The organism is Acidobacteriota bacterium, from assembly GCA_022340665.1.
Classification (GTDB): domain Bacteria; phylum Acidobacteriota; class Thermoanaerobaculia; order Thermoanaerobaculales; family Sulfomarinibacteraceae; genus Sulfomarinibacter.
The window spans coordinates 98361-119126 of the sequence record JAJDNM010000148.1 but is presented as its reverse complement, the minus strand read 5'-3'; the positions used below and the strand labels follow the sequence as shown (position 1 = coordinate 119126).

Genomic DNA, 20766 nt, shown 5'->3' with positions numbered 1-20766 from the left:
CTCGCCGCATTGGTCGCGTGACGACCGGTTTCTCTACTACCTGTCGGATCGTGACGGCTTCAACTGCATTTGGGCACAACCCCTGGAAGCACAGAGCAAGCGGCCGACCGGAAACGCATTCGCGGTCGTACACGCTCATCGCAGTGAGATGAAAATCTGGGGCCCATTGCAGGGGAGGGGGTTCGAGATCTCGGTAGGTGACCGCTACCTTGCCTTCAACGCGTGCGAAAACACCGGCGAGATCTACACCGCGATGCTCCCTGAAAAGTGAAGAGTTGAGAATTCGGAGTTGAGAATTGCCGCCCACCCTCCCCTTGGTTTCTTGGGTAGGTGGCGACTCTCAACTCTCAATTCTGAACTCTCAACCTTCTGCGATAGCGGCTACGTCAGGCGGCGGCCCACCGCACGGAGGATGTTGGCAAATCGGTCTCCCCACGACAGCTGCGAAAAGACGTTCTTGACAACGCCCTTCGTGAAGTAGGTCTTCTGCGTGTAGTCGATCGCGACCTCGATGAGGACGGGCGTGCCGTTGCGGGTCATCTCGAGTGCCGCAGGCAGGACCGAGTCCAGCTCGACATCACGGATCAACCGGAAATAACTGCATCCCGTCGCCCGCGCGAAGCCTTCGAGGTCGTGGCTGGGCAATTGGCTGGCGTAGACGCGGTTGGTCATCATTTTTTGGAACTGGGCGATCTGGGACAGCGCGCCGTCACTGAGCACGCACACCAACGGTGCGGCCTTGTTGGCAGCGGCAGTGATGAGTTCGACGCCGGTCATGAGGAACGCGCCGTCTCCGGGAAGAGCGACGACGTCGCGCCCCGGATTGGCGAAGCACGCGCCGATCGCCGCCGGCACCGAATACCCCATGCACGAAAAATCGGTCGGCGCCAGGAACCGGCCGGGTGCTTCGAGACGCAGATGTTCCATCGCCAGAAAGGTGCCGTTGCCACTGTCGGTCGTGAAGATCGCATCGGTATGACAGTGGCGTTGGAGAGCGGCGAAAAGCGCGTGTGGTGAGACGCGGTCGGTGGCCGCCTTGCGCTCCCAGCGATCATCCACGTCGGCCCGCCCCTCCGCGATCTGAACGGCCAGACCAGCCCACGGACGATTCCCATCGATGAGATCCAAAAGGGAGGCGGTGAACAATCTTGCATCCGATCGGACCGTGAGCTTGGCACGAAAGTTACGATTGAAGACCTCGGGATCGATGTCGACGTGAATCAGCACTTCAGGAGGCTCGATGCCGAAGCCACCGGTTGTCACCTCTCCGAATCGACATCCGATGGCCAGCAGGCAGTCGCATTTCGACATGATTCGCTGCACGAATGACGGTGCCTGACGACCGAAGCCCGGCCACAGCCAGAGCGGGTGGGTCTCCGGGAAAACTCCTTTGCCGCTGAACGAAGTGGTGACCGGTGTGCCGAGCTGCTCGGCCAGCGAAACCAGCAGATCCGAGGCCTCCGCGGCCCCGTTTCCGAGATACAGGGCCGGGAACTCGGCCTCCTCGATGAGTGCCGCCGCGTACTCGACCAGCTCGGCGTCCGGAGTCGTGTCCAGTTCGGGTTCCGGTTCGAAAGAAACCTCTGCGATTTCATGGCGCTGGAGCAGGAACTGGGCCGGGATCTCGACCGCCGCCGGCCCGGGGGTGCCTCGCCGAGCGATCTGAAATGCGCGGCGGATTGCGGGATAAATCTCTTCGGCTTTCTCGACCCGCACGGCACTCTTGGTCACCGGGCGCAGAATGGCCAGCTGATCGATGGCATGGAGCTGGTAGGCGGTCCCGGTGTCGGTGCGGATCCCGCTGGCGATGACCACCATCGGTACGTTGTCCATCCACGCCTCGGCGATTCCCGACAAGCTGTAGGCCACACCCGCTCCCGGCACCACGTTAATCACGCCGACCTCGCTTGACGAACGCGAAAATCCGTCGGCGACAAAAGCTCCAGCGACCTCCGAAGTGACGAGCACGGATTCGATACCGTCGACGCCGGCGAGGACGTCGTAGAGCTCGATGTTGTGGGTACCCGGAATGCCGAAGGTGTAGCGCACACCCTCGTCGACCAGCGCCCTGGCGATCTCCCTGGCCGCACGTATCTTCATGAAAGCAGCTCCCCGGCGTTGTTTCGGATGCCCTCGGCGACTCTATCCGCGAGGGCCATGACGGTGACATACGGGTTGACCTCGGAGCATTGCGGGAAAAGGCTCGCATCGGCGACGAAGAGCCACGGAACGCCGTGCACCCTCCCCCACCCATCGGTTACGGAATCCGAAGCATCGTTGCCCATCGCGCATCCGCCCATGAGATGGGCCGACGTGATCGAAATCCTGCCCTTTCTTACCTTCGCTCGCGGAATCAACTCTTCGATCCGATCTGCGTCAGCGGCATCGATGAAAAAGCTCGTACCGGCCGGAGCGTGAATTCTTTTGGCTCCAGCCGCAAAAAAGACCCGTGCGCTGGCCAGCATCGATGCGTGCAGCGTGTCGAGTACCGCTTCCGTGAGGGTGTAGTCCACCACCGGATCTCCGTTCCCGTCGAGGGTCACCCGATTGTCCGGCAACGCGGGATCGAGGGCCAGCACCAGAATCATCTGCAGTCTCGGAAAAGCGCGCATGATGTTGGAGTGGTCGGCTCCGAAGCCGATCAGGTTCTTGGCGGTGACGAACGGAAAGTACATGCAGACCTCGAGGAGGAATCGCTCCTCTCTCATGAACTGGTCGCTGTAGTAACTCTTCGGGAATCCATGGAAGTTCGTGATGGACTCTGCGTGTTCGCCGACCAGTATGAGGGCCGGGTGGAGCGTGATACGCCGTCCGAGCATCGGCAGCTTTTCCGCGAACGCCGAACGAAGGAGCAGCGCCGGTGAGTTCACCACACCGCCGGCGCAGAGCACGATGACCTTTGCCCTGACGCGGTACTCGCCCGGCTCCCACTTCGACGGCTCACCGTAGCCCGGATCAGCAACCACTGCATCACACACCCGGTCGCCGATCGAGGTCACCCGGCAGTTGGTAATCACCTCGACGCCCTGGGCCTCAGCCATCGGCAGCTGTACGCGATCGGTTCCCTGCTTGGCGCCGTTCGGGCACCCGAGATTGCAGAGAGACGATCCCTTGCAGCCCTTGGTGTTGATCGGGAACTGCTCGACGTGGAAGCCAAGCTCCTCGCAGCCCTTCAAGAAGAGCCGGTTGTTTTGGTTGATTTCATCGTCCGCCAGGAGGTGGACGTTGTTTTCCTCACAGTACCTCATCGACCGGTGATGGATGTCGGTGAAATCGATACCCGGCACGCTCCATCGCTCGACCACCTCCTCCGGCATGATCAGAGAGGTTCCGGTGTAAATCACGGTCGATCCGCCGTAGGCCCGACCGTAGGCAAGGGTCATCGAGCGGTCCTTGGTGAATGTCCCGCCCCCGTCGAAAAAGAGCTTTGACGCCATGTCGTTCTCGTGGCCGGAGTACTCCTCCTGCCTCAGCTTCGCCCCCCACTCGAGGACTGCAATCCGCCTGCCGTCGATGCACAGGGGCGCGAGCTCTTTGGCTACAACTCCTCCACCCGCTCCCGAGCCGATGATCACGACGTCGTACTCTTCCTCACGCATGGAGACCCACCCGGCCGTCGAATTCCGGCGTGTAGCCGATCAGCCGGTTGGTTTCCGGCTGGCCGTAGTAGCCCATGAAGACCATCGCCTTCAAACCCCAGAAACCGACGCGCAGCAACCCCACCGGGCAATCTTCGAACCAGCGAAGGACCGCGTCCTGCTGACCGGTGCCGAGCTTCTCGAAGGCTCGGCCGAAGCGGATCGCGGGAAACCACCTCAGAATCCCGAGAAAGGTCGCGAACTGTCCCCTCACCTCGGCTGGCCGTGACGCGAGGGCATCATCGATGATGGTGAGGAAACGGCCGATCCCTTCGGAGTCGAGCTCGACGATCTCGGGGACGATTCGGGCTGCGAGCACCAGGAGGAACTCGGCCTTTTCGGTGGAGAGCGAATTCATGCAGGCATTCTACCCCTGTCCAGTCGGCAGTCCTGTCTGATCTTGGATTCTCGTTACTCGTTCCTCGATGCTCGATTCCAGTACCGCCCAATCTCGACAGTACAAAACGTGTATCGAGAATCGAGAATCGAGGATCCAGCGCCGGACGAAACTCCCGCAGATCCGCTTCCGCCTTCGAGGATGACTCCCGCAACCGGAAATGCAATAATCATCAACCACGTTATGCGCTGACAGTGCTTCAAGTTCGAGAGTGAAAAGGAGCACGCGGGAGACTCGAGTTGCCCTCTGATACAAGCTCGAAACCGACGCCGGAGAGTGTTGCGCTGCTGGCCAGCTCGGAGTACGCCGAGCAGATGTACGAGCAGTGGCGGACGGATCCGTCCTCGCTGAGCGACGAATGGCGCCTCTTCTTCTCGGGCTTCGATCTCGCTGCCAAACCGACCGGCGCCGTAGCGTCCGAACGTGCCGCCGACCAGTCCAAGGTGGTCAGCCTCATCTTCGCCTATCGCAACCTGGGGCATCTCGTCGCCGACCTCGACCCGCTCGGCGACAATCTCGAATCACATCCCCTGCTCGAGCTCGAACACTTCGGCCTGGATGAGGAAAACCTCGACGATATTTACCACACCGGCCACCTCGGGGGCCCACAACAGGCGACCCTGCGCGAGATCATCGAGGTGCTGCGGGACACCTACTGCCGCACGGTAGGGGTCGAATACCTGCACATCCAGGACACCCCCATCCGCAGGTGGTTCCAGCAGGAGATGGAGCCGATCAGGAACCGTCCCGAAATCAGCCGGGAGAAGAAGCACCGCATTCTCGCTCAGCTGATCGACGCGGAGCTCTTTGAAAGCTTCACCCACGGACGCTATCAGGGCCAGAAACGGTTCTCTCTCGAAGGAGCGGAATCGCTGATTCCAGCGCTTCATCAGTTCATGGAAACGGCTGCCGAGACCGGCGCGGTTGAGGTCGTGATGGGAATGGCGCACCGCGGCCGTCTCAACGTCCTCGCCAACATCCTCCAGAAGCCGTACGCGATGATCTTCAATGAGTTCGAAGACACGATCCGTCCGGACCCCTACGGTGGCGACGGCGATGTGAAATACCACCGCGGCTACAGTTCGGACTACACGACGGCCGACGGCCAACAGATCCACATCAGCTTGACGGCCAATCCGAGCCATCTCGAGGCCGTGGATCCGGTGGTCGAGGGGCGCACCCGAGCCAAGCAACGGCGACGGAACGACACCGCTGAACGGGACAAGGTCCTTCCGATATTGATCCACGGTGACGCGGCGTTTGCCGGCCAGGGACTGGTCGCCGAAACGTTCAATCTCTCTCAGCTCAAGGGCTACTCGACGGGCGGCACGGTTCACATCATCGTCAACAACCAGATCGGGTTCACCACCCTTCCTGGCGAAGCACGCTCGACTCGCTACCCAACAGACGTGGCCAAGATGGTCGAAGCGCCTATCCTCCACGTCAACGGTGATGACCCAGAAGCGGTCGTGCACGCGGTGGACCTCGCCCTCAGGTTTCGCCAGCGGTTCAAGCGAGACGTAGTGATCGACATGGTCTGTTATCGCAAGCACGGTCACAACGAAGGGGACGAGCCTGCCTTCACGCAGCCGCTCATGTATCAGAAGATTCAGAATCGGCCGTCAACCAGGGCCATCTATCAGCTCCAGCTCGAGGGATCGCACGACATCACCCTGGAGGAGAGCGAGGCTCTCTCCAACTCCCTCCAGGAAAAGCTGGTCGAGGCGTTCAGGAGCGCCAAGGACGAAAGTCTCATTAACGAGGACGATGCAAGTGCATTTGGCGGCCTTTGGTCAGACTTCGATCACGAGCACTGTTTCGACTGCACCGAGACCGGCGTGATCTATGAGGTTCTGCTCGAAGTGGCGAAGGCGCTGACCACAATTCCAGACGGCTTCGACCTCAACCGCAAGGTCGCCCGCCGCTTGCCGGCGCATATGAAAACCGTCGAGGAGAAGGGTTCGGTGGATTGGGCGCTCGGCGAACTCCTCGCCTTCGGAAGCCTGCTCGCCGATGGTACGCCGGTTCGCCTCAGCGGCCAGGACAGCATACGCGGCACCTTTTCACAACGCCATGCGGCCTGGTTCGACTCGAAGAGTCAGGAGATGTACGTCCCGCTCAACCACGTCGAGGAAGGACAGGCGCGTTTTTGCGTCTACAACAGCATGCTCTCGGAAGCCGCAGTTCTCGGTTTCGATTACGGCTACTCGTTGGTCGAACCCAATATGCTCGTGATCTGGGAAGCCCAGTTCGGAGACTTCGCCAACGGTGCCCAGGTCATCATCGATCAGTTCATCGCGGCTGCCTTCGACAAGTGGCACCGAGTCAGCGGAATCGTCATGCTCCTCCCCCACGGCTATGAGGGTCAGGGGCCGGAACACTCCAATGCGTACCTCGAACGCTATCTCATGGCCTGCGCCGAGGAAAACATGCAGGTCTGCAACCTGACGACGCCTGCCCAGTACTTCCATTCCCTTCGGCGTCAAATCAAGGCCAACTTCCGCCGCCCGCTCGTTATCATGTCGCCGAAGAGCCTGCTCCGCCACAAACAGGCAGTCTCACCTCTCGAGGATTTGATAGATGGCGGGTTCCAGGAGTTCCTCGAGGACCCCCTCGCGCCCGACAACCCGCGGCGCCTCGTGTTTTGCAGCGGTAAGGTGTACTACGACCTCGCGGCCGGGCGTGAGGAGCGCGGCATCGACGACGTCGCGATCATCCGCGTCGAACAGTTCTACCCGTTCCATACCGAGCACTTCGAGCGCGTGGTCGCGCCCTACCGGGACGCCCCGGAGATCGTATGGGCGCAGGAAGAAACCAGAAACCGCGGCGGGTGGACATACATGATGCCGAGGCTGCTGGAGCTCTTCCCCGGCCGTTCGCTACGGTACGTAGGACGAGAGCCGAGCGCCAGCCCTGCGACCGGCTCGTCGAGCATCCATCGCCAGCAACAGGCAGAGTTGGTCCGTTCGGCACTCGAGATCGATGCGGAATGATGGTCGGCCCAAGGAGCATTCCTGAATGACTGCTGAAGTAAGAATTCCCGAAGTTGGAGAGTCAATCACTGAAGGCTTTCTCGCTGAATGGCTGAAGCCGGACGGATCGATGGTCGAAGTCGAAGATCCGCTGCTGGTCCTCGAAACCGATAAGATCACGATGAACGTCAATGCCGAGCAGGCCGGGCGACTCAAGATTCTCGCAGCCGAGGGTGCAACGGTCGAGGTCGGACAGGTGGTCGCGACGATTGACACAGATGTCGAGCAAACCGAAACGGCCGCGCCTGAACCGGCTTCGGAAGCTGACACAGAAGCCGTCCCCGCACCGACCGAGACGGCACCCGAAGCAGGGCGCATTTCAGCTCCGAACCACAGCGGTCTTTCGCCGGCTGTGCGTCGGTTGGTACTCGAGCACGGCCTCGAACCTTCGGAGATCGAGGGCACCGGGAAGGACAGCCGCTTGCTGAAGGGTGACGTGATCCGGTTTCTCGAGGAACGCGAGAGCGACGCACGCCAGTTGCCCGAAAAAAAAGTGGAACGCCCACGCCCCCAGCCGGTCGATCTCCCCGATCAGCGGCAGACCAGGCGACCGATGTCGCGTTTGCGTCAACGGCTCGCCGAACGGCTGGTCGAGGTCCAGCAGACGGCGGCCATCCTTACAACCTTCAACGAGGCAGACATGAGCCGGGTGATGGCACTCCGTGCCGAGTACAAGGATGACTTCAAAAAACGGCACGATATCGGGCTCGGATTCATGTCGTTCTTCGTCAAAGCGACGGTCGACGCCCTCAAGACCGTCCCCGAAGTCAACGCCTACATCGACGGCGACGAGATCGTCACCAACCACTACTACGACATCGGCGTCGCGGTCAGCACCGACAAGGGGCTCGTGGTACCGGTCATCCGCACCGCTGACCGACTGTCGATGGCCGAGATAGAGAGCGGCATAGCCGACCTCGCGAAACGAGCCCAGGAGCGTCGGCTCGAACTTTCCGACCTCAGCGGTGCAGTCTTCACGATCTCCAATGGTGGCGTCTTCGGATCTCTACTGTCGACGCCGATCCTCAACCCTCCCGGGAGCGCTATCCTCGGCATGCACACGATCCAGAAGCGGCCGATCGCGGTCGGCGACGAGATTGCAATTCGGCCGATGATGTACCTGGCCGTGTCGTACGACCACCGCCTGATCGATGGTCGCGAGGCCGTCACCTTTCTCAAACGGATCGTCGAATGCATTGAGAATCCCGAGCGCATGCTACTGGAGATTTGAATGGTCGACCGATACGATCTTGCAGTTATTGGCGCGGGGCCGGGGGGCTATGTCTGCGCGATCCGCGCCGCCCAACTCGGACTCAGGACCGCGCTGGTCGAGACACGTCACGCCCTCGGCGGCACCTGTCTGAACGTCGGGTGCATCCCCTCTAAGGCCCTCCTCGAGTCGTCTGAGCTCTTCGAGGCGGCCAGGCTGCATTTCGCGGACCATGGCGTCAAGATCTCTGACGTGCAACTGGATATCGACACGATGCTCGCGCGCAAGAGCGGCATCGTCAAGGAACTGACCGATGGCATCGCGATGTTGATGAAGAAGAACAAGGTCACCGTGGTCAACGGTCGCGGAACGGTGACCGCGGCCGGCAAGGTGTCGGTGGCCAGAGATGGCGGTGAAACCGAGATCGAGGCCGTCAGCATCTGCCTCGCGATGGGCTCCGAGCCGGTGGAGCTGCCCTTCCTCCCGTTCGACGGTGAACGCGTTGTGTCGTCAACGGAAGCGCTCGACTTTTCGTCGGTCCCGAAACGCCTCGTTGTGGTCGGCGCAGGGGCGGTCGGCCTCGAACTCGGCAGCGTATGGCGGCGTCTCGGATCCGAGGTCACGGTGGTAGAGATGCTGCCCACGATCACGCCATTCGCCGACACTGCGATGGCCAAGGCGCTGCAACGAAGCCTCACAGACCAGGGCCTGGATTTTCGCCTCGAATCCAAGGTCACGGCCGGAAAGGTCCTCAAGAAGAGCGTCAAGCTGACAATCGAAAGCGCGAAGGGGGAATCCGAAGAACTTTCCTGTGACAAGGTGCTGGTTGCCGTCGGTCGGCGTCCCGTGACCGGAGGTGCCGGCCTTGAATCGGTCGGTGTCGCTCTCGACGAGCGAGGCCGGGTGGCGGTCGACGATCACCTCCAGACGAACGTCGAGGGCATATTCGCAATCGGCGATCTGGTACGGGGTCCGATGCTTGCTCACAAGGCGGAGGAGGAAGGCGTCGCAGTCGCCGAGCACATCGCCGGAAAGGCCGCTCACGTCAACTACGAAGCCATACCAAACGTGGTCTATACCGAACCGGAACTCGCCATGGTCGGGCGCACTGAAGCTGAGCTCAAGGAAGACGGGATCAAGTTCTCGAGCGGGCGGTTCATGTTTCGCGCCAACGGGCGGGCAAAGAGCCTTGGCCTGCAAGAAGGCATGGTCAAGATCCTCGCTGACGCGGAGACCGATCGCATTCTCGGTGTTCACATGGTTGGCCCGCGGGTTTCGGAGCTCATCGCGGAAGCGGCCGTCGCTATGGAGTTCTCGGCCAGCGCCGAGGATCTCGCGAGGACCTGTCACGCCCATCCGACCCTGTCGGAGGTCGTGAAAGAAGCCGCCCTCGCCGTCGACAAGCGATCGATTCATTCATAATCCGTTTCACGTTAGAACCTTGAAGGTCAAACGTTTCACCCGCCCGGTTTTGCCGAGGCAAGGGAGAGGTTTGATGCGGAACGTTCCAACGTTGAACGTTTCAACGTTCTAACGATCCATCGTGATCACCTCTCGCATGGTAGGTCCCAGTTTGTGGGCTATAGTCGACCCATGAAGGCAGTGGTCTTCGACGAACCGGGGGACGAGAATGTCCTGCGCGTTACTGAGGTTGCGGCCCCGGAGCTTGGGGAGGGAGAGGTACGGATCGCGGTCGCAGGTGCCGGTGTCAATCGCGCCGACCTTCTACAGCGCCGGGGGCTTTACCCTCCCCCACCTGGCGAGTCGAACATCATCGGTCTCGAATGTGCCGGCACCGTGACCGAGGTCGCTGCCGGGGCTGAAGATCTGGCAGTGGGTGATCGCGTCATGGCGTTGCTGTCGGGCGGTGGCTATGCGACGGAGGTCGTCGTCCCATCCGTCTGTGTGATGCGGACGCCGCAGTCGTCAACAGATCTCGAGGCGGCCGCGATACCCGAAGTCTTCATCACGGCATTTCTCAATCTCTTTCAGATCGGCGGGCTCGAAGCTGGCGGCACCGCACTGGTGCACGGCGGGAGCGGAGGGGTCGGGACCGCCGCAATCCAGCTCGGCAGGGAGTCTGGCGCAACGCTACTGGTCACCGCGGGCACCGCCGAACGGTGCCGGGCGTGTGTCGACCTCGGTGCGGCAGCAGCGTTCAACTATCGCGACGAGGATTTCTCTGAGCGAACTCTCGAGGCCACGGACGGGCGCGGAGTCGACGTCGTCCTGGACTGCGTCGGCGCACCCTACCTCGATCGCCACCTCGACGTGCTCGCGCCCTCAGGCCGCCTCGTCGTGATCGGTCTGCAGGGTGGACCACGGGCTGAGTTGGATCTCGTCCGCCTGTTGCGCAAGCGCATCTCGATCACCGGATCGACGCTCCGCGCACGACCGACAGAGGAGAAGGGTCACATCATCGGGGCCTTCGTCAGACGGTTCGGTCCGGAACTCATGACCGGCGCGATCCGGCCGATCATCGATCGCGTCCTGCCCCTCGGAGAGGCTTCACATGCCCACCGCCTCCTCGCGGCGGGAGAGATTTTCGGAAAGATCGTGCTGGAGATGCCCTGAGACGCCTCAACCCGCATGATCCATGACGCTTCGTCGAGAAAGCGCAGCCACGCGCGGTGATTCGCGCCTGCAGAAGAAGAATCATAAATGATGGGGATCAAGCGGGTCGCCGATCGGCCTCGATCAGACCACAGAACGTAGCCCATAGCATCGGCTCAGATTCCGGATCGAGCCCGATGAGGGGGCTGCGAGTTTCAAAGCTGCCGAAACCGAATCGTCTGAGCAGGGCCTTGACCGACGGTCCGAGTCCATATTCCTCGAGCAGCGCCCGAACCTTGTCCAGCGATGCCTGGTCAGCTTCTCCTCGTTGCACCGCACGCACCAGGGAAGGCGCGACGCTCGCCGCCGCACTGATACTACCGGCGCCTCCGGCGTCCATGCTCGCTTTCAGTAGACGGTCGTTGCCGACCAGATAACAGCCGTCCGAGAAGCGCTGCGTGAACCGAGTGAGTTCGTCCAGATCGCCCGAGCTGTCCTTGACACCCACGAGGTTCTCGTGACCGTCGAGGAGATCGAGAATCTCGTCCGAAATCGGCACCCCGGTGACCTGCGGGATATGGTAGAGCAGCACCGGCAGGGATGACCGGTTCAGGACCTCGAGGAAGAAAGCTGCAATGCCCTCGACCGGCGCGGAGCGGAAATAGAACGGAGGAGGACAGAGAATCGAACCGTACCCGAGCGAGGCTGCAGTATCCGCCATCGCGAGGGCTTCAGGTACGGCGCAGGAGCCCACTCCGAGGATCAGGTCGAGTCCCGATTCTGCCATCGCAGCAGCTTCCGCCACCGCCCTCCGTTCATCGAGGGAGAAGGAGGGGAATTCCCCATTGGTTCCGAGAATGAGAGCGCCATCCAGCCCTTGCGATCCCAGCCATCTCAGGTGCGCCGCCTGTGCCTCGGCATCAAAGCTCAGGTCCTGGTCGAGGGGTGTCGGAACCGGCGCATAGGCGCCCCGTGGTTGATCCATCGTTTCCTCCCATAGTTGACTGTCCTGCCGACTAAACACCAATCGATCAGCACCCGTATACAATAGAGGGTCGGGAACGTCGTTGCCCAGGAGAGCACTACTCGAATGAAACCATCGCGCCGAATTTTCCTGCTTATCATCTTCTGTGCCGTGGCCCTTCCCTCGGCTGCCGGTGAGCTCGTTCTGCCAGTCTTTGCCCTCAATCTCGAGGGACGATTCGGTGACATCTGGAGCTCTGAAATCTACCTCACCAACCCCGGTGATGTGCCGGTCCAGGTCGAACTCCTACGTTTTCTGCCCGGCGACATCGACAAGCCCACGCCGTGCGACCTATTCATGCCCCCAACGCGGGTGGTGCCGGCACACTCGGCCGCCGTATGGACCGCTGCAGGCCTTGCCACCGACCTCGGATGCGCGGAAAGCGCTCGGGGTGGCCTCGTGCTGCGCTCAGACGGCCCTCTCTTCGTCACCAGCCGTCTCGTCAACCTCGCCGGGATGAAGAACAAAGGGGATTCGACTATTCTGTCCGGCCGCGGTGAAGCGTTCGAGGCAATCCCTATCGATGAGCTGCCGGCTGCCGGCAGTCACCTTCTGCCAGCACTGATGTGGCATCGAAATCCGTGTGACGGATCGGATTTCGATACCTTTGTCGGTTTCTCGAACCCGGGATCTGTGCCGGTGGAGGTCGTGATCGACGTGCCGCACGAGCCAGCGAGGGCAGTGCGAATCAACAATCGCGAGGTCTCACTCCCCCATCGTCTGACCGTTGAGGGCGGTTCCTGGCGCCAATTCAGGGTTGCACCAGTGGTCGAAAATGGCGCACCGTGCGGAGGTGTCGAGAGCTTCATGGTGCGAATCGAGACCGATGCGCCAATTGCTGTCTACGCATCGGTTGTCGATCGTAGGACTGGCGACCCGCGAACCGTGTCACCGGTTGCACTTTTCGAAGTGTCGCACCCGCCGACGATCGAACGTTAGTTCGCGTTTCCTACCAAATCGCGATTTCACTAATCAGCCACGGAGCATTCTGGTGCGGTGCGGCATTCGTCAACCGAAGGTAGCGCGCGGTTGATGCCTCGAACTCCACAACTAGGGGGAGCTCAAGAGGTCGCAAAAAGGCTTCGATGGGCAACCACTCGAATCGCCTTTCGGTTACCACGCGCCACACACCTTCCTCGCTCGCCAGCTCGACGACCAATCTGCGAGGAAAGGCTTTCCGGTTCCTTCCGTGCATGAGCTCGATCGCTCCCAGCCTTTTCTGCGAGCCGAAATCGACCGTAAACACCTCCCCGAACGGCCGCGTTTCACAACGCCACGAGGTCGCCGGATCACCGTCGATCGCGAGCCCAGCCCGCTCCGTGTTCACCGTAGCCGAAGCTCGCCAACCCGACCTGGGAAGCGCGCGAACCCCGTCAACACCGGATCCCGCAGCGACTCCACCCGAATCTTCAATCTCCCAAACCTCGACACCCTCGATATCGGCGACCTTGACCGCCGGCGGATCCAAATCCAACAGCGCCGCGCGCGTTTCTTTCAACCCGGCTCCTCGGAATTCCTGCGTGTGCAAGAGTATCTGGTGAATCCCGAGGGTTTTGGCGTCCGCCACCACCTGGACCGGACCGACAAGATTCCAACGCCTTCTGATTTCGCGATTCACTGGCGGCAGGTAACCGCTGTAGCCATTGAGAATGCGCCTCCAATGGACGGTGGAGGCGTAGACCCGGGCAATCTCTGTGAGATTCTTTCTCGGTCCACGGTAGGGCAGGGGCAATTCCAGGATCGGGCCGCCTCCCGGCTCTTCTGCGAGCCATCCGTACACCGATGGCAGCTCGTCTTTCGCGGGGACTCGGGTTGTCGGGACTGGTACCGAGAAGTACTCGATGAGCAGTAAGAGTGGTATGCCGAATGCTGCAACACGTCGCGGTCCCTGGCGACGGATGGCAGCGACAACGGATGCCACGCCGAAGGCAGCCAGTACCGCGAGCGAGTTCAGGGTCATGATGTGGATCCTGGCGACCGCTCGGAGGCCGTCGAAACCGGGAACGTGGTCGTAGAGCAAGCGATATGGCCCGATGACCGAGGTTCCGAAGCTGGCCCAGACCGAAAAGACGAACAGCGCGATAAAGAAGAAAAACCAGCTACGGGGGTTTGTCAGGGACGCGCCCGACGTCGTACTCTCCCTCCCCTGCCCTCGCGTTCGAAGTGCGCCGACGACGCCGAGCATCGCCAAGACGACTGGCGTGACTCCAGGAAACAACCGCGCTTCCGGGTGATCTGGGAGCCATCCCCCGTAGAGCCTGTTGAACCACGGTGCACTGAAGAAGCTCGAGATCTCGGCGTTGGAACGATACATCCGTTCAAATCCCATCTCGTGTTTGAACGCTATGTACTGGTATATGAATGGACCGGTCGCCAGCGCGACCCCGAGCCCGAGCAGGACCAGCATTGCCAGGAAACGTGGGTCGCGCAGCTTGCCGGCTGACAGCACCTGGTAAGTGACCGTCACCGACACGAAGAAGGTGAGATAGACGGCGTAATAGCCGTTCGCCAACATCTGGATCACGACGAAGAACCAGAGCCACGCGAGATCGGTCCACCGTTCCTCGTCAAAGAATCGCGCCAGAAAGAGAAAGACAAGCGGGATTCCCCCGGCGGCTAACAGCTGGACGTGCACGAGATGGTCGAACATGAAGGGTGAGAAGCCGTAGACAATTCCAGCCACCACCCCGGCGACAGCATTCTCCGTCAGGTAGTGCGCGAGAAGGTACATGCCGAACGCGGAGGTCAGCATGGAGAGAAGGGTCACCAGGTTATGAGCGAGCACAGGGTTGTTCGAAGCCACCAGCGGAACCGCGGCCACCAGCGACTGGGGGAACAGGTGCTCGGAGTAAGCCAAAGTCCGCTGATGGGGAAAGAAGATGTTCGCATCGAAGAATCCCGAGAAGTTGCCATTTGTGAGCTGTTCCACGTCCCAGGCCAGGATCCATGCATTGAACATTGGATCTCCGGGGTCGCGAATAGAGCTTCCCAGCTGGAGAAAGAGCGGATAGGTCATCACCAACGTGATCACCGCGAATGCGACCAGGACCGTGATGTGACGGTGGATATCTTCCTTATTCATTATTGAGCCACCGCCTGCTGTGATCGATCACGCACGGTATACGATTCCAGCCGCGAGTCCGTTCTGTCGGTCACGGTAGAACGTGCTCAATCGAGTGGAAGGGTTGGCTGTCCGCGTGGCGGTGTGATCCACTCGAGTCGAAAGACGCCTTCTCCAAGAGGCACCAATTCAAGCTTCGGCGGCTGTTTCTTCTGCCACGGCGCCAGACCATGGCGGGCGAAAAAGGTCTTGACTGCCGGCGACCGAAGCTCCGGTGAGCCCTCCCAGAAGCTCTCCGTGAGCTGGACGACAACCGGATCCGTCACGTCTGGCAGGTAGACCGTGACCTGCTCCCATTCGGGACGAAAGTAGAGACTCACATCGGCCTCGAGAATTCTGAGACCGTAGGTGCTGTGCCCGTCGTACCACCCGGAGACGATCATCGCGCCTCACCCCCTTCCACCCTGTCACCGAAGCTGATCCCCAGATCGCGCGCGGTGAGCATGGTGTCGCTGTCGAGCGGCACGCATTTCATGCGTTCGGTGGCGACCTCCAGGGGAACCGCCAACACGGTCGGCGGATCGAGGGCCACCATGACTCCAAACCTCTCGTCCTCCACCATCCTTACGGCTGCGGCACCGAAGCGCAGGGCCAGAAGACGATCGAAGGTCGTGGGGCTGCCACCCCTCTGGAGGTGACCGAGAACGACGGTCCGGGTTTCCTTGCCGGTCTGCTCCTCGATCCCGGCTGCAATCTGCTGGGAAATCCCCCCAAGCCGCACCTCGCGACCAACTCCCTGTGCTGTGGCGACCATTTCCCCGCCGATCGGCTTCGCCCCCTCAGCGGCGACCACGATCGAGAACCTGCGCCCGCGCGCCTCACGATCCATGATCTTTTCGCACACCGTATCGATGTCGAACGGTATTTCCGGAATCAACACGACGTCTGCGGTCGCAGCGACCCCCGCATGAAGGGCGATCCAGCCGGCATACCGACCCATGACCTCGACGACAAACACCCGATCATGCGCCTCCGCGGTCGAATGGAGACGATCGATCGCTTCGGTCGCCACGGACACCGCAGTGTCGAATCCAAAGGTGACAACGGTGCCAGAAAGATCATTATCGATGGTCTTCGGAACGCCCACCATCGGCAGACCCATCTTCGCCAGCCGGTGAGCGATCAGCATCGACCCGTCACCGCCGATGGCGATCAGGGCGTCAATCTGGAGCCGTCGAAAGTTCTCGATGATTTCGTCCGATCGGTCGACCAGGGCTATCTCACCGTTCGCCTGTTTGACGGGGTATTCGAATGGGGAACCACGATTGGTGGTTCCGAGAATCGTCCCGCCGAGGTGAGTGATGCCGCGAACCGAGTTACGGTCGAGTTGGGTGATTTTCGAGGTGTCGAGCAGGCCTTCGTATCCGGTCCGTATGCCGAGAACCTCCCAGCCGCGGCGCAGGGCAGAGAGCACGATCGACCGAATCACGGCGTTGAGGCCCGGTGCATCACCGCCCCCTGTGTTGACCGCGATTCTGCGGATCGTGTTCGCCAACAGCCACCTCCTCAGCGGATACTGTGCGAAATTGTAGCCTATCCAAGGCTCTTCAGGTCCGAATCGTGACCCAGGAGGCGCAGAGGAGAAAAGGAGCGGAGGAGAAAAGGAGAACCCTCAATTGAGCTCTCCTCTGCCTCTGTTCTCCTTTTCCCCATTTCTGAAACGAGTAAACCTTGCATCAAAAAACCCCCGCCTGGGCGGGGGCTGATAGCTTCCTGAGATCGTGCTCGATCACAGGTCGGCGAGCATTTCGTCGACCTCGCCACAGGTCTTCGAAACTGCCTCGACCGAGTGCGCAAACGCCTCCTTCTCGGAGTCGGTGAGGTCGAGCTCGATCACCTGCTCGATGCCGTTGGCGCCGACAATCGCCGGTACGCCGACGAACAAACCGTTGACGCCATACTCGCCCTCGAGCTTGGCGCAGACCGGGATGATCTTGCGCTTGTCGAAAATGATGGCCTCGGCCATCTCGAGCGCCGCCCAGGCCGGCGACACGAATGCCGAGCCGAAGCCGAGCAGGCCGACCACCTCGCCACCCGCCTTACGAGTTCGACTCTCGATGGCCGACAGGGTTTCCTCGTCGACGAACTTGGTGACCGGAATGCCGGCGATCGAGCACGAGGAGCGTACCGGGACCATGGTGTCGCCGTGGCCGCCGAGAACCATCGCATTCACGTTCTCGACCGAGACATTTGCCGCTTCGGAGACGAAGTAGCAGTAGCGGCCGGAGTCAAGCTGGCCGGCCATACCCAAGAGCTTGTTCTTGGGCGGGGCCAGGGCCTTGTCGAGCGTGTAGACGATGGCGTCCAGCGGATTGGCGATGGAGATGATGGTCGCGTCCGGGCAGAACTCCTTGATGCCCTCGGCGACCTGCTTCGTGACCTTGAGGTTGATGGTCAGAAGCTCTTCGCGGCTCGGGAAGGTGCCGTCCGGACGGGCCTTGCGCGGTACGCCCGCCGTGTTGATGATGAGGTCTGCGCCCGCGAGCGCCGAGTAATCCTTGCTGCCCACGCAGCGGATGTCCTTGCGAATGGTTGGTAGCCCTTCCGCGATGTCCAGGCACTTACCCTTGGCCACCGACTGCTTCGTTACCACCTCCTGTCGCTCCGGTGGATCGTCGGGATTGACGAAAGGGGCCGGATCGGAGAGCCCGACCTCCCGCGCCAGCCGCCGCTGTGCGATCTCCTGGGTGAGGACACCACCGATGTATCCACCACCGATCAAACCGATTTTGTTGAGCATCTCCGTCCTCCTTTGGTCCCGGTTCGGGCTGGCCGCGGAACCGCTCGTCTGGAGCCGCATTCCAGGCCTGTGAAAAATTGCACGAGTCCGTCGCGCCGAAGAAGAATAGCACCTTATGCGGCCGATGTGGAGGAGCAATCCGCCGGTTGAACGGGTACTCAAATGGGCAGGGTTCCACTGCCCGTTTTCCGAATGCCTTTTTCCCTTCACCACCAAACCACCGAGAGCACCACGGAATCATCCGGTCTTCAGAATCGGCTATCCATTCCGTCGAGGAAACCACACCCGAAAATGGCTTCTGGATTCCAATGAGCCAAGAATCACCTGAAAAAACTCTTCGTGACTTCTTGGCCTTCTTGGCGTCTTGGCGTTTCACACGGTGGCCAAGGCGACAATCGAGGTTCAGCTCTGCCCGTTGAACCACCCCTTCAACCGAGACAGGCCCTCGTCTATCGACACCCGCGGTTCGTAGCCCAGATCACGGCGCGCAGCGCTGATGTCGAACCAGCTTGTGGCGGCGAAATTGCGGGCGATGAACCGGGTCATCCGTGGCCCATCTTCGGAGGGAAAGATGCGGTGAATGCTCTCGAAGAGCGCCCCCGCCACGATCGCAGCACCGTACGGCACCGAACTCTCGACCGGCGGAACGCCGGCGGCGGAGAGGATCCCGTTGATGACTTCCCTGATCGGCCAAGGTTCACCGTTGGTAATGAAATACGCGCGGCCTGCACAGGCGGCTCCGGGTTCAAGCCTGTCGGCAGCCAGCATGTGGGCGTCAACGGCATTGTCGATATAGACCGTGTCGACCAGGTTGGAGCCGTCACCGACGAAGCGGAGCTCACCGGAGCGCGCACGAGCCACCAGTTGCGGCACCAGGTTGGTGTCACCCGGTCCCCAGATCAACCGCGGGCGGAGGGCCACCGTCGACAGCGTCTGGTCGTTGGCGGCGAGCACCTCCATCTCGGCCATCGCCTTGGTCTGCGGGTATGCGGCTTCGAAATGGCCTGGGTAGGGTTGGGATTCATCGACGCCGGCAAGATCACCTCCGCTGTGAACGACACTCGGCGTGCTGGTGAATACCAGCTTCGGCACTCCGTGGGCCCGCATCGCGGCGAGCACGTTACTGGTACCGATGACGTTGGTTCTGTGGAATGGCGGGTAGGCTCCCCAGGGATCGACCTTGGCCGCGACATGGAACACGATGTCGATGCCGTCGACGGCTGTCGAAACAACGTCCCGATCGGCGATGTCACCCTGTACCTGTTCAGCTCCGAGATTCTCGAGCTCTTGGTAGGATCCACGCTGCAGCGTACGCACCTTCCAGCCGCGATCGACGACGCGCCGCACAATCGCGCCGCCGAGAAACCCTCCCCCACCGGTGACCAGAGCTCTCACGAACCCACCCTGGGCGTCGCCCATTCGGCCAGGGCACCACGGCCGATCTTGGCGTTGTGCCTGATGTCGACCGGAAAACCGGGATGGAAAATCACGGTGTGAATCTGCCTGGTGTGTTCGAACTCAGCACCGAGATCGAGGAGTTGCTGTCGTATGCGCTCGTGTTCAGATCGGCCGACGCCCTTTTCCAGCTCGACGCAGAGCACAGGTGTCTGGTCATTCCGCTCTCCCACGCCGACCAGGGCCGTTCGAAAAACCTCCGGGTGGGTGTTGAAGACCGATTCACAGGGCACGGTGAACAGAGTGCCGTCTCTGGTCTCGACCCGTTGGCTCTTGCGACCGCAAAACCAGAGCCGGCCACTCTCATCGAAATAACCGAGGTCGCCCATCCGGTGGCGCACGGTATCCCCGTCCGCGATTTTTGCCAGCGACGTGTGCACTGGAGCCTTGAAGTACTCCCGCGTCACCTGCGGGCCCTTGACGACGATTTCGCCCACCGTCTTCTCCTCCATCTTCAGGTCGTCACGCCAGGTAGAGATGGGTTCGTCGTTGATGGCGATCACCGCCGCTTCGATCGACGGCACCGGATACCCGACGCACGTCCCCGCCCCGCGGTCGGTGGCGTAACGCGTTTCGAGCAGGATCTCCTGGCTCGACGCGCTAGCCACCGGCAGCGACTCGGTGGCGCCGTAAGGTGTATGGATTGCCGCACCCTCGCCGAGCAGACCCTGAAACCGTTCGATCACTCGCGGGGGCACCGGTGCGCCCGCCGATATGACGCAGCGCAGTGAATCGAGCGTGACGCCGTTGGCGGCTCCCCACCGTCCGACGGTATCCAGCAGGGCCGGCGAGCCGAACATGATGGTCACGCCGTGCTCTTTGATTGGCCCGATGATTTTCCTGGGGTCGACTCGGGCGGGCCGCGTCGGGTCCATGTCGGGAACCACCGTCGTCATGCCGAGGGCGGGATCAAAAAGGGCAAACAGCGGAAACGTCGGCAGGTTGACTTCACCGGGCTCGATTCCGTATGCGTCGCGGATCGCATCCACCTGTGCGGCGAAGTTCGAGTGGCGGTAGACGACGCCCTTTGGTGGGCCAGTGCTTCCAGACGTGAATACGACTGCCGCCACGTCGTCCGCCGCGGTGACCGCGACCTTCCGTGGATTAGCGTCCGAGCCCATGGCCTCGATCTGTGCCAGCGTGTAGCCACCCCAGAAGACACGCCTCCCGACCGTGATGTTGGTCTGTATGGTCGGTCGGGACCAGCCCAGAATTACCCGGGCCGCGTGCGCCCTGGGTACGCCGATGAAGGCCTCGGGTTCGGCGTTCCCGATGCATGTTTTGAGGTGCTTCAGCCCGATGCCCGGATCGACCAGCACCGGCACGGCGCCGGACCTGAACAGCCCGAAGGCGAGCGGGAACAGATCGAGTCCGGGAGGCACCATGAGGATCGTCCGGACTCCGTGGCCGATTCCAACTTCCTCGAGGCCTCGCGCGATCCGCGCCGAACGCTGGTTGAGCTCGCTGTAAGTCAAGCTGCCGCCCCGTCGACCCCAGGGACAGACAATGGCCGTTGCATCAGGCTGCCGCTCCGCCATCTCCGGCAGGAAGTCCGCGATATTGGCCTTGTCAGTCATTATCGATGCCCAGCTCCAT

The 20766-nt window shown here is 61.5% G+C and carries 16 protein-coding genes; 6 read left to right on the top strand and 10 right to left on the bottom strand.

Annotated features, from left to right (window positions below):
- A partial coding sequence (locus LJE93_17050) for a hypothetical protein (GenBank protein MCG6950624.1) occupies positions 1 to 271 on the top strand: 271 nt, incomplete at its 5' end.
- A gap of 110 nt (positions 272 to 381) precedes the next feature.
- Here the strand turns inward: LJE93_17050 and LJE93_17045 are convergent.
- From LJE93_17045 to LJE93_17035, 3 genes are read right to left on the bottom strand one after another with little or no spacing between them, the layout of a single operon-like run.
- The gene (locus tag LJE93_17045; GenBank protein MCG6950623.1) at positions 382 to 2100 is read right to left on the bottom strand and encodes a thiamine pyrophosphate-binding protein; all 1719 of its coding nucleotides are present in this window, start codon (positions 2098 to 2100) and stop codon (positions 382 to 384) included.
- Positions 2097 to 3599, bottom strand: coding sequence for a GMC family oxidoreductase (locus LJE93_17040; GenBank protein ID MCG6950622.1), 1503 nt, complete (start codon positions 3597 to 3599; stop codon positions 2097 to 2099). The genes LJE93_17045 and LJE93_17040 overlap by 4 nt, the downstream gene beginning before the upstream one ends.
- A complete protein-coding gene (locus tag LJE93_17035) occupies positions 3592 to 3996 on the bottom strand; it encodes a gluconate 2-dehydrogenase subunit 3 family protein (GenBank protein ID MCG6950621.1) in 405 nt (134 codons plus the stop codon). The genes LJE93_17040 and LJE93_17035 overlap by 8 nt, the downstream gene beginning before the upstream one ends.
- Positions 3997 to 4274: 278 nt before the next feature.
- Between LJE93_17035 and LJE93_17030 the strand changes: the two genes are divergently transcribed.
- From LJE93_17030 to LJE93_17015, 4 genes are all read left to right on the top strand, one after another.
- Positions 4275 to 7028 carry a 2-oxoglutarate dehydrogenase E1 component gene (locus LJE93_17030; GenBank protein ID MCG6950620.1) on the top strand — a complete coding sequence of 918 codons (2754 nt, stop codon included), beginning with the start codon at positions 4275 to 4277 and terminating at the stop codon, positions 7026 to 7028.
- Between the two features lie 25 nt (positions 7029 to 7053).
- Positions 7054 to 8298 carry a 2-oxoglutarate dehydrogenase complex dihydrolipoyllysine-residue succinyltransferase gene (gene odhB, locus LJE93_17025; GenBank protein ID MCG6950619.1) on the top strand — a complete coding sequence of 415 codons (1245 nt, stop codon included), beginning with the start codon at positions 7054 to 7056 and terminating at the stop codon, positions 8296 to 8298.
- Positions 8299 to 9699 (top strand): dihydrolipoyl dehydrogenase, encoded by a 1401-nt coding sequence (lpdA, locus tag LJE93_17020; GenBank protein MCG6950618.1) that lies wholly within the window; start codon positions 8299 to 8301, stop codon positions 9697 to 9699.
- A gap of 171 nt (positions 9700 to 9870) precedes the next feature.
- Entirely contained in the window at positions 9871 to 10851 is a 981-nt protein-coding gene (locus LJE93_17015) for an NAD(P)H-quinone oxidoreductase (protein ID MCG6950617.1), read from the top strand.
- 97 nt (positions 10852 to 10948) lie between these two features.
- On the opposite strand, the gene LJE93_17010 is transcribed toward LJE93_17015, so the two are convergent.
- Positions 10949 to 11815 carry a dihydrodipicolinate synthase family protein gene (locus LJE93_17010; GenBank protein ID MCG6950616.1) on the bottom strand — a complete coding sequence of 289 codons (867 nt, stop codon included), beginning with the start codon at positions 11813 to 11815 and terminating at the stop codon, positions 10949 to 10951.
- A gap of 105 nt (positions 11816 to 11920) precedes the next feature.
- Between LJE93_17010 and LJE93_17005 the strand changes: the two genes are divergently transcribed.
- The gene (locus tag LJE93_17005; protein ID MCG6950615.1) at positions 11921 to 12793 is read left to right on the top strand and encodes a hypothetical protein; all 873 of its coding nucleotides are present in this window, start codon (positions 11921 to 11923) and stop codon (positions 12791 to 12793) included.
- A gap of 10 nt (positions 12794 to 12803) precedes the next feature.
- Here LJE93_17005 and LJE93_17000 read toward each other — a convergent pair whose 3' ends face one another.
- The 6 genes from LJE93_17000 to LJE93_16975 all read right to left on the bottom strand — a co-directional run bounded on the left by LJE93_17000 (position 12804) and on the right by LJE93_16975 (position 20747).
- Positions 12804 to 14936: a DUF6044 family protein gene (locus LJE93_17000; protein MCG6950614.1), complete on the bottom strand. Its 2133-nt coding sequence runs from the start codon at positions 14934 to 14936 to the stop codon at positions 12804 to 12806.
- An 86-nt stretch (positions 14937 to 15022) separates the two neighbouring features.
- Complete coding sequence (locus LJE93_16995) at positions 15023 to 15358, bottom strand: hypothetical protein (GenBank protein ID MCG6950613.1); 336 nt, start codon at positions 15356 to 15358, stop codon at positions 15023 to 15025.
- The gene (locus tag LJE93_16990; protein MCG6950612.1) at positions 15355 to 16470 is read right to left on the bottom strand and encodes an ATP-dependent 6-phosphofructokinase; all 1116 of its coding nucleotides are present in this window, start codon (positions 16468 to 16470) and stop codon (positions 15355 to 15357) included. Before LJE93_16990 ends, LJE93_16995 begins: the two co-directional genes overlap by 4 nt.
- 234 nt (positions 16471 to 16704) lie before the next feature.
- Positions 16705 to 17715, bottom strand: coding sequence for a malate dehydrogenase (locus tag LJE93_16985; GenBank protein MCG6950611.1), 1011 nt, complete (start codon positions 17713 to 17715; stop codon positions 16705 to 16707).
- A gap of 402 nt (positions 17716 to 18117) precedes the next feature.
- Positions 18118 to 19110, bottom strand: a complete 993-nt coding sequence (locus LJE93_16980; GenBank protein ID MCG6950610.1) for an NAD-dependent epimerase/dehydratase family protein — start codon at positions 19108 to 19110, stop codon at positions 18118 to 18120.
- Complete coding sequence (locus LJE93_16975; protein MCG6950609.1) at positions 19107 to 20747, bottom strand: AMP-binding protein; 1641 nt, start codon at positions 20745 to 20747, stop codon at positions 19107 to 19109. Before LJE93_16975 ends, LJE93_16980 begins: the two co-directional genes overlap by 4 nt.
- Positions 20748 to 20766 lie beyond the last annotated feature (19 nt).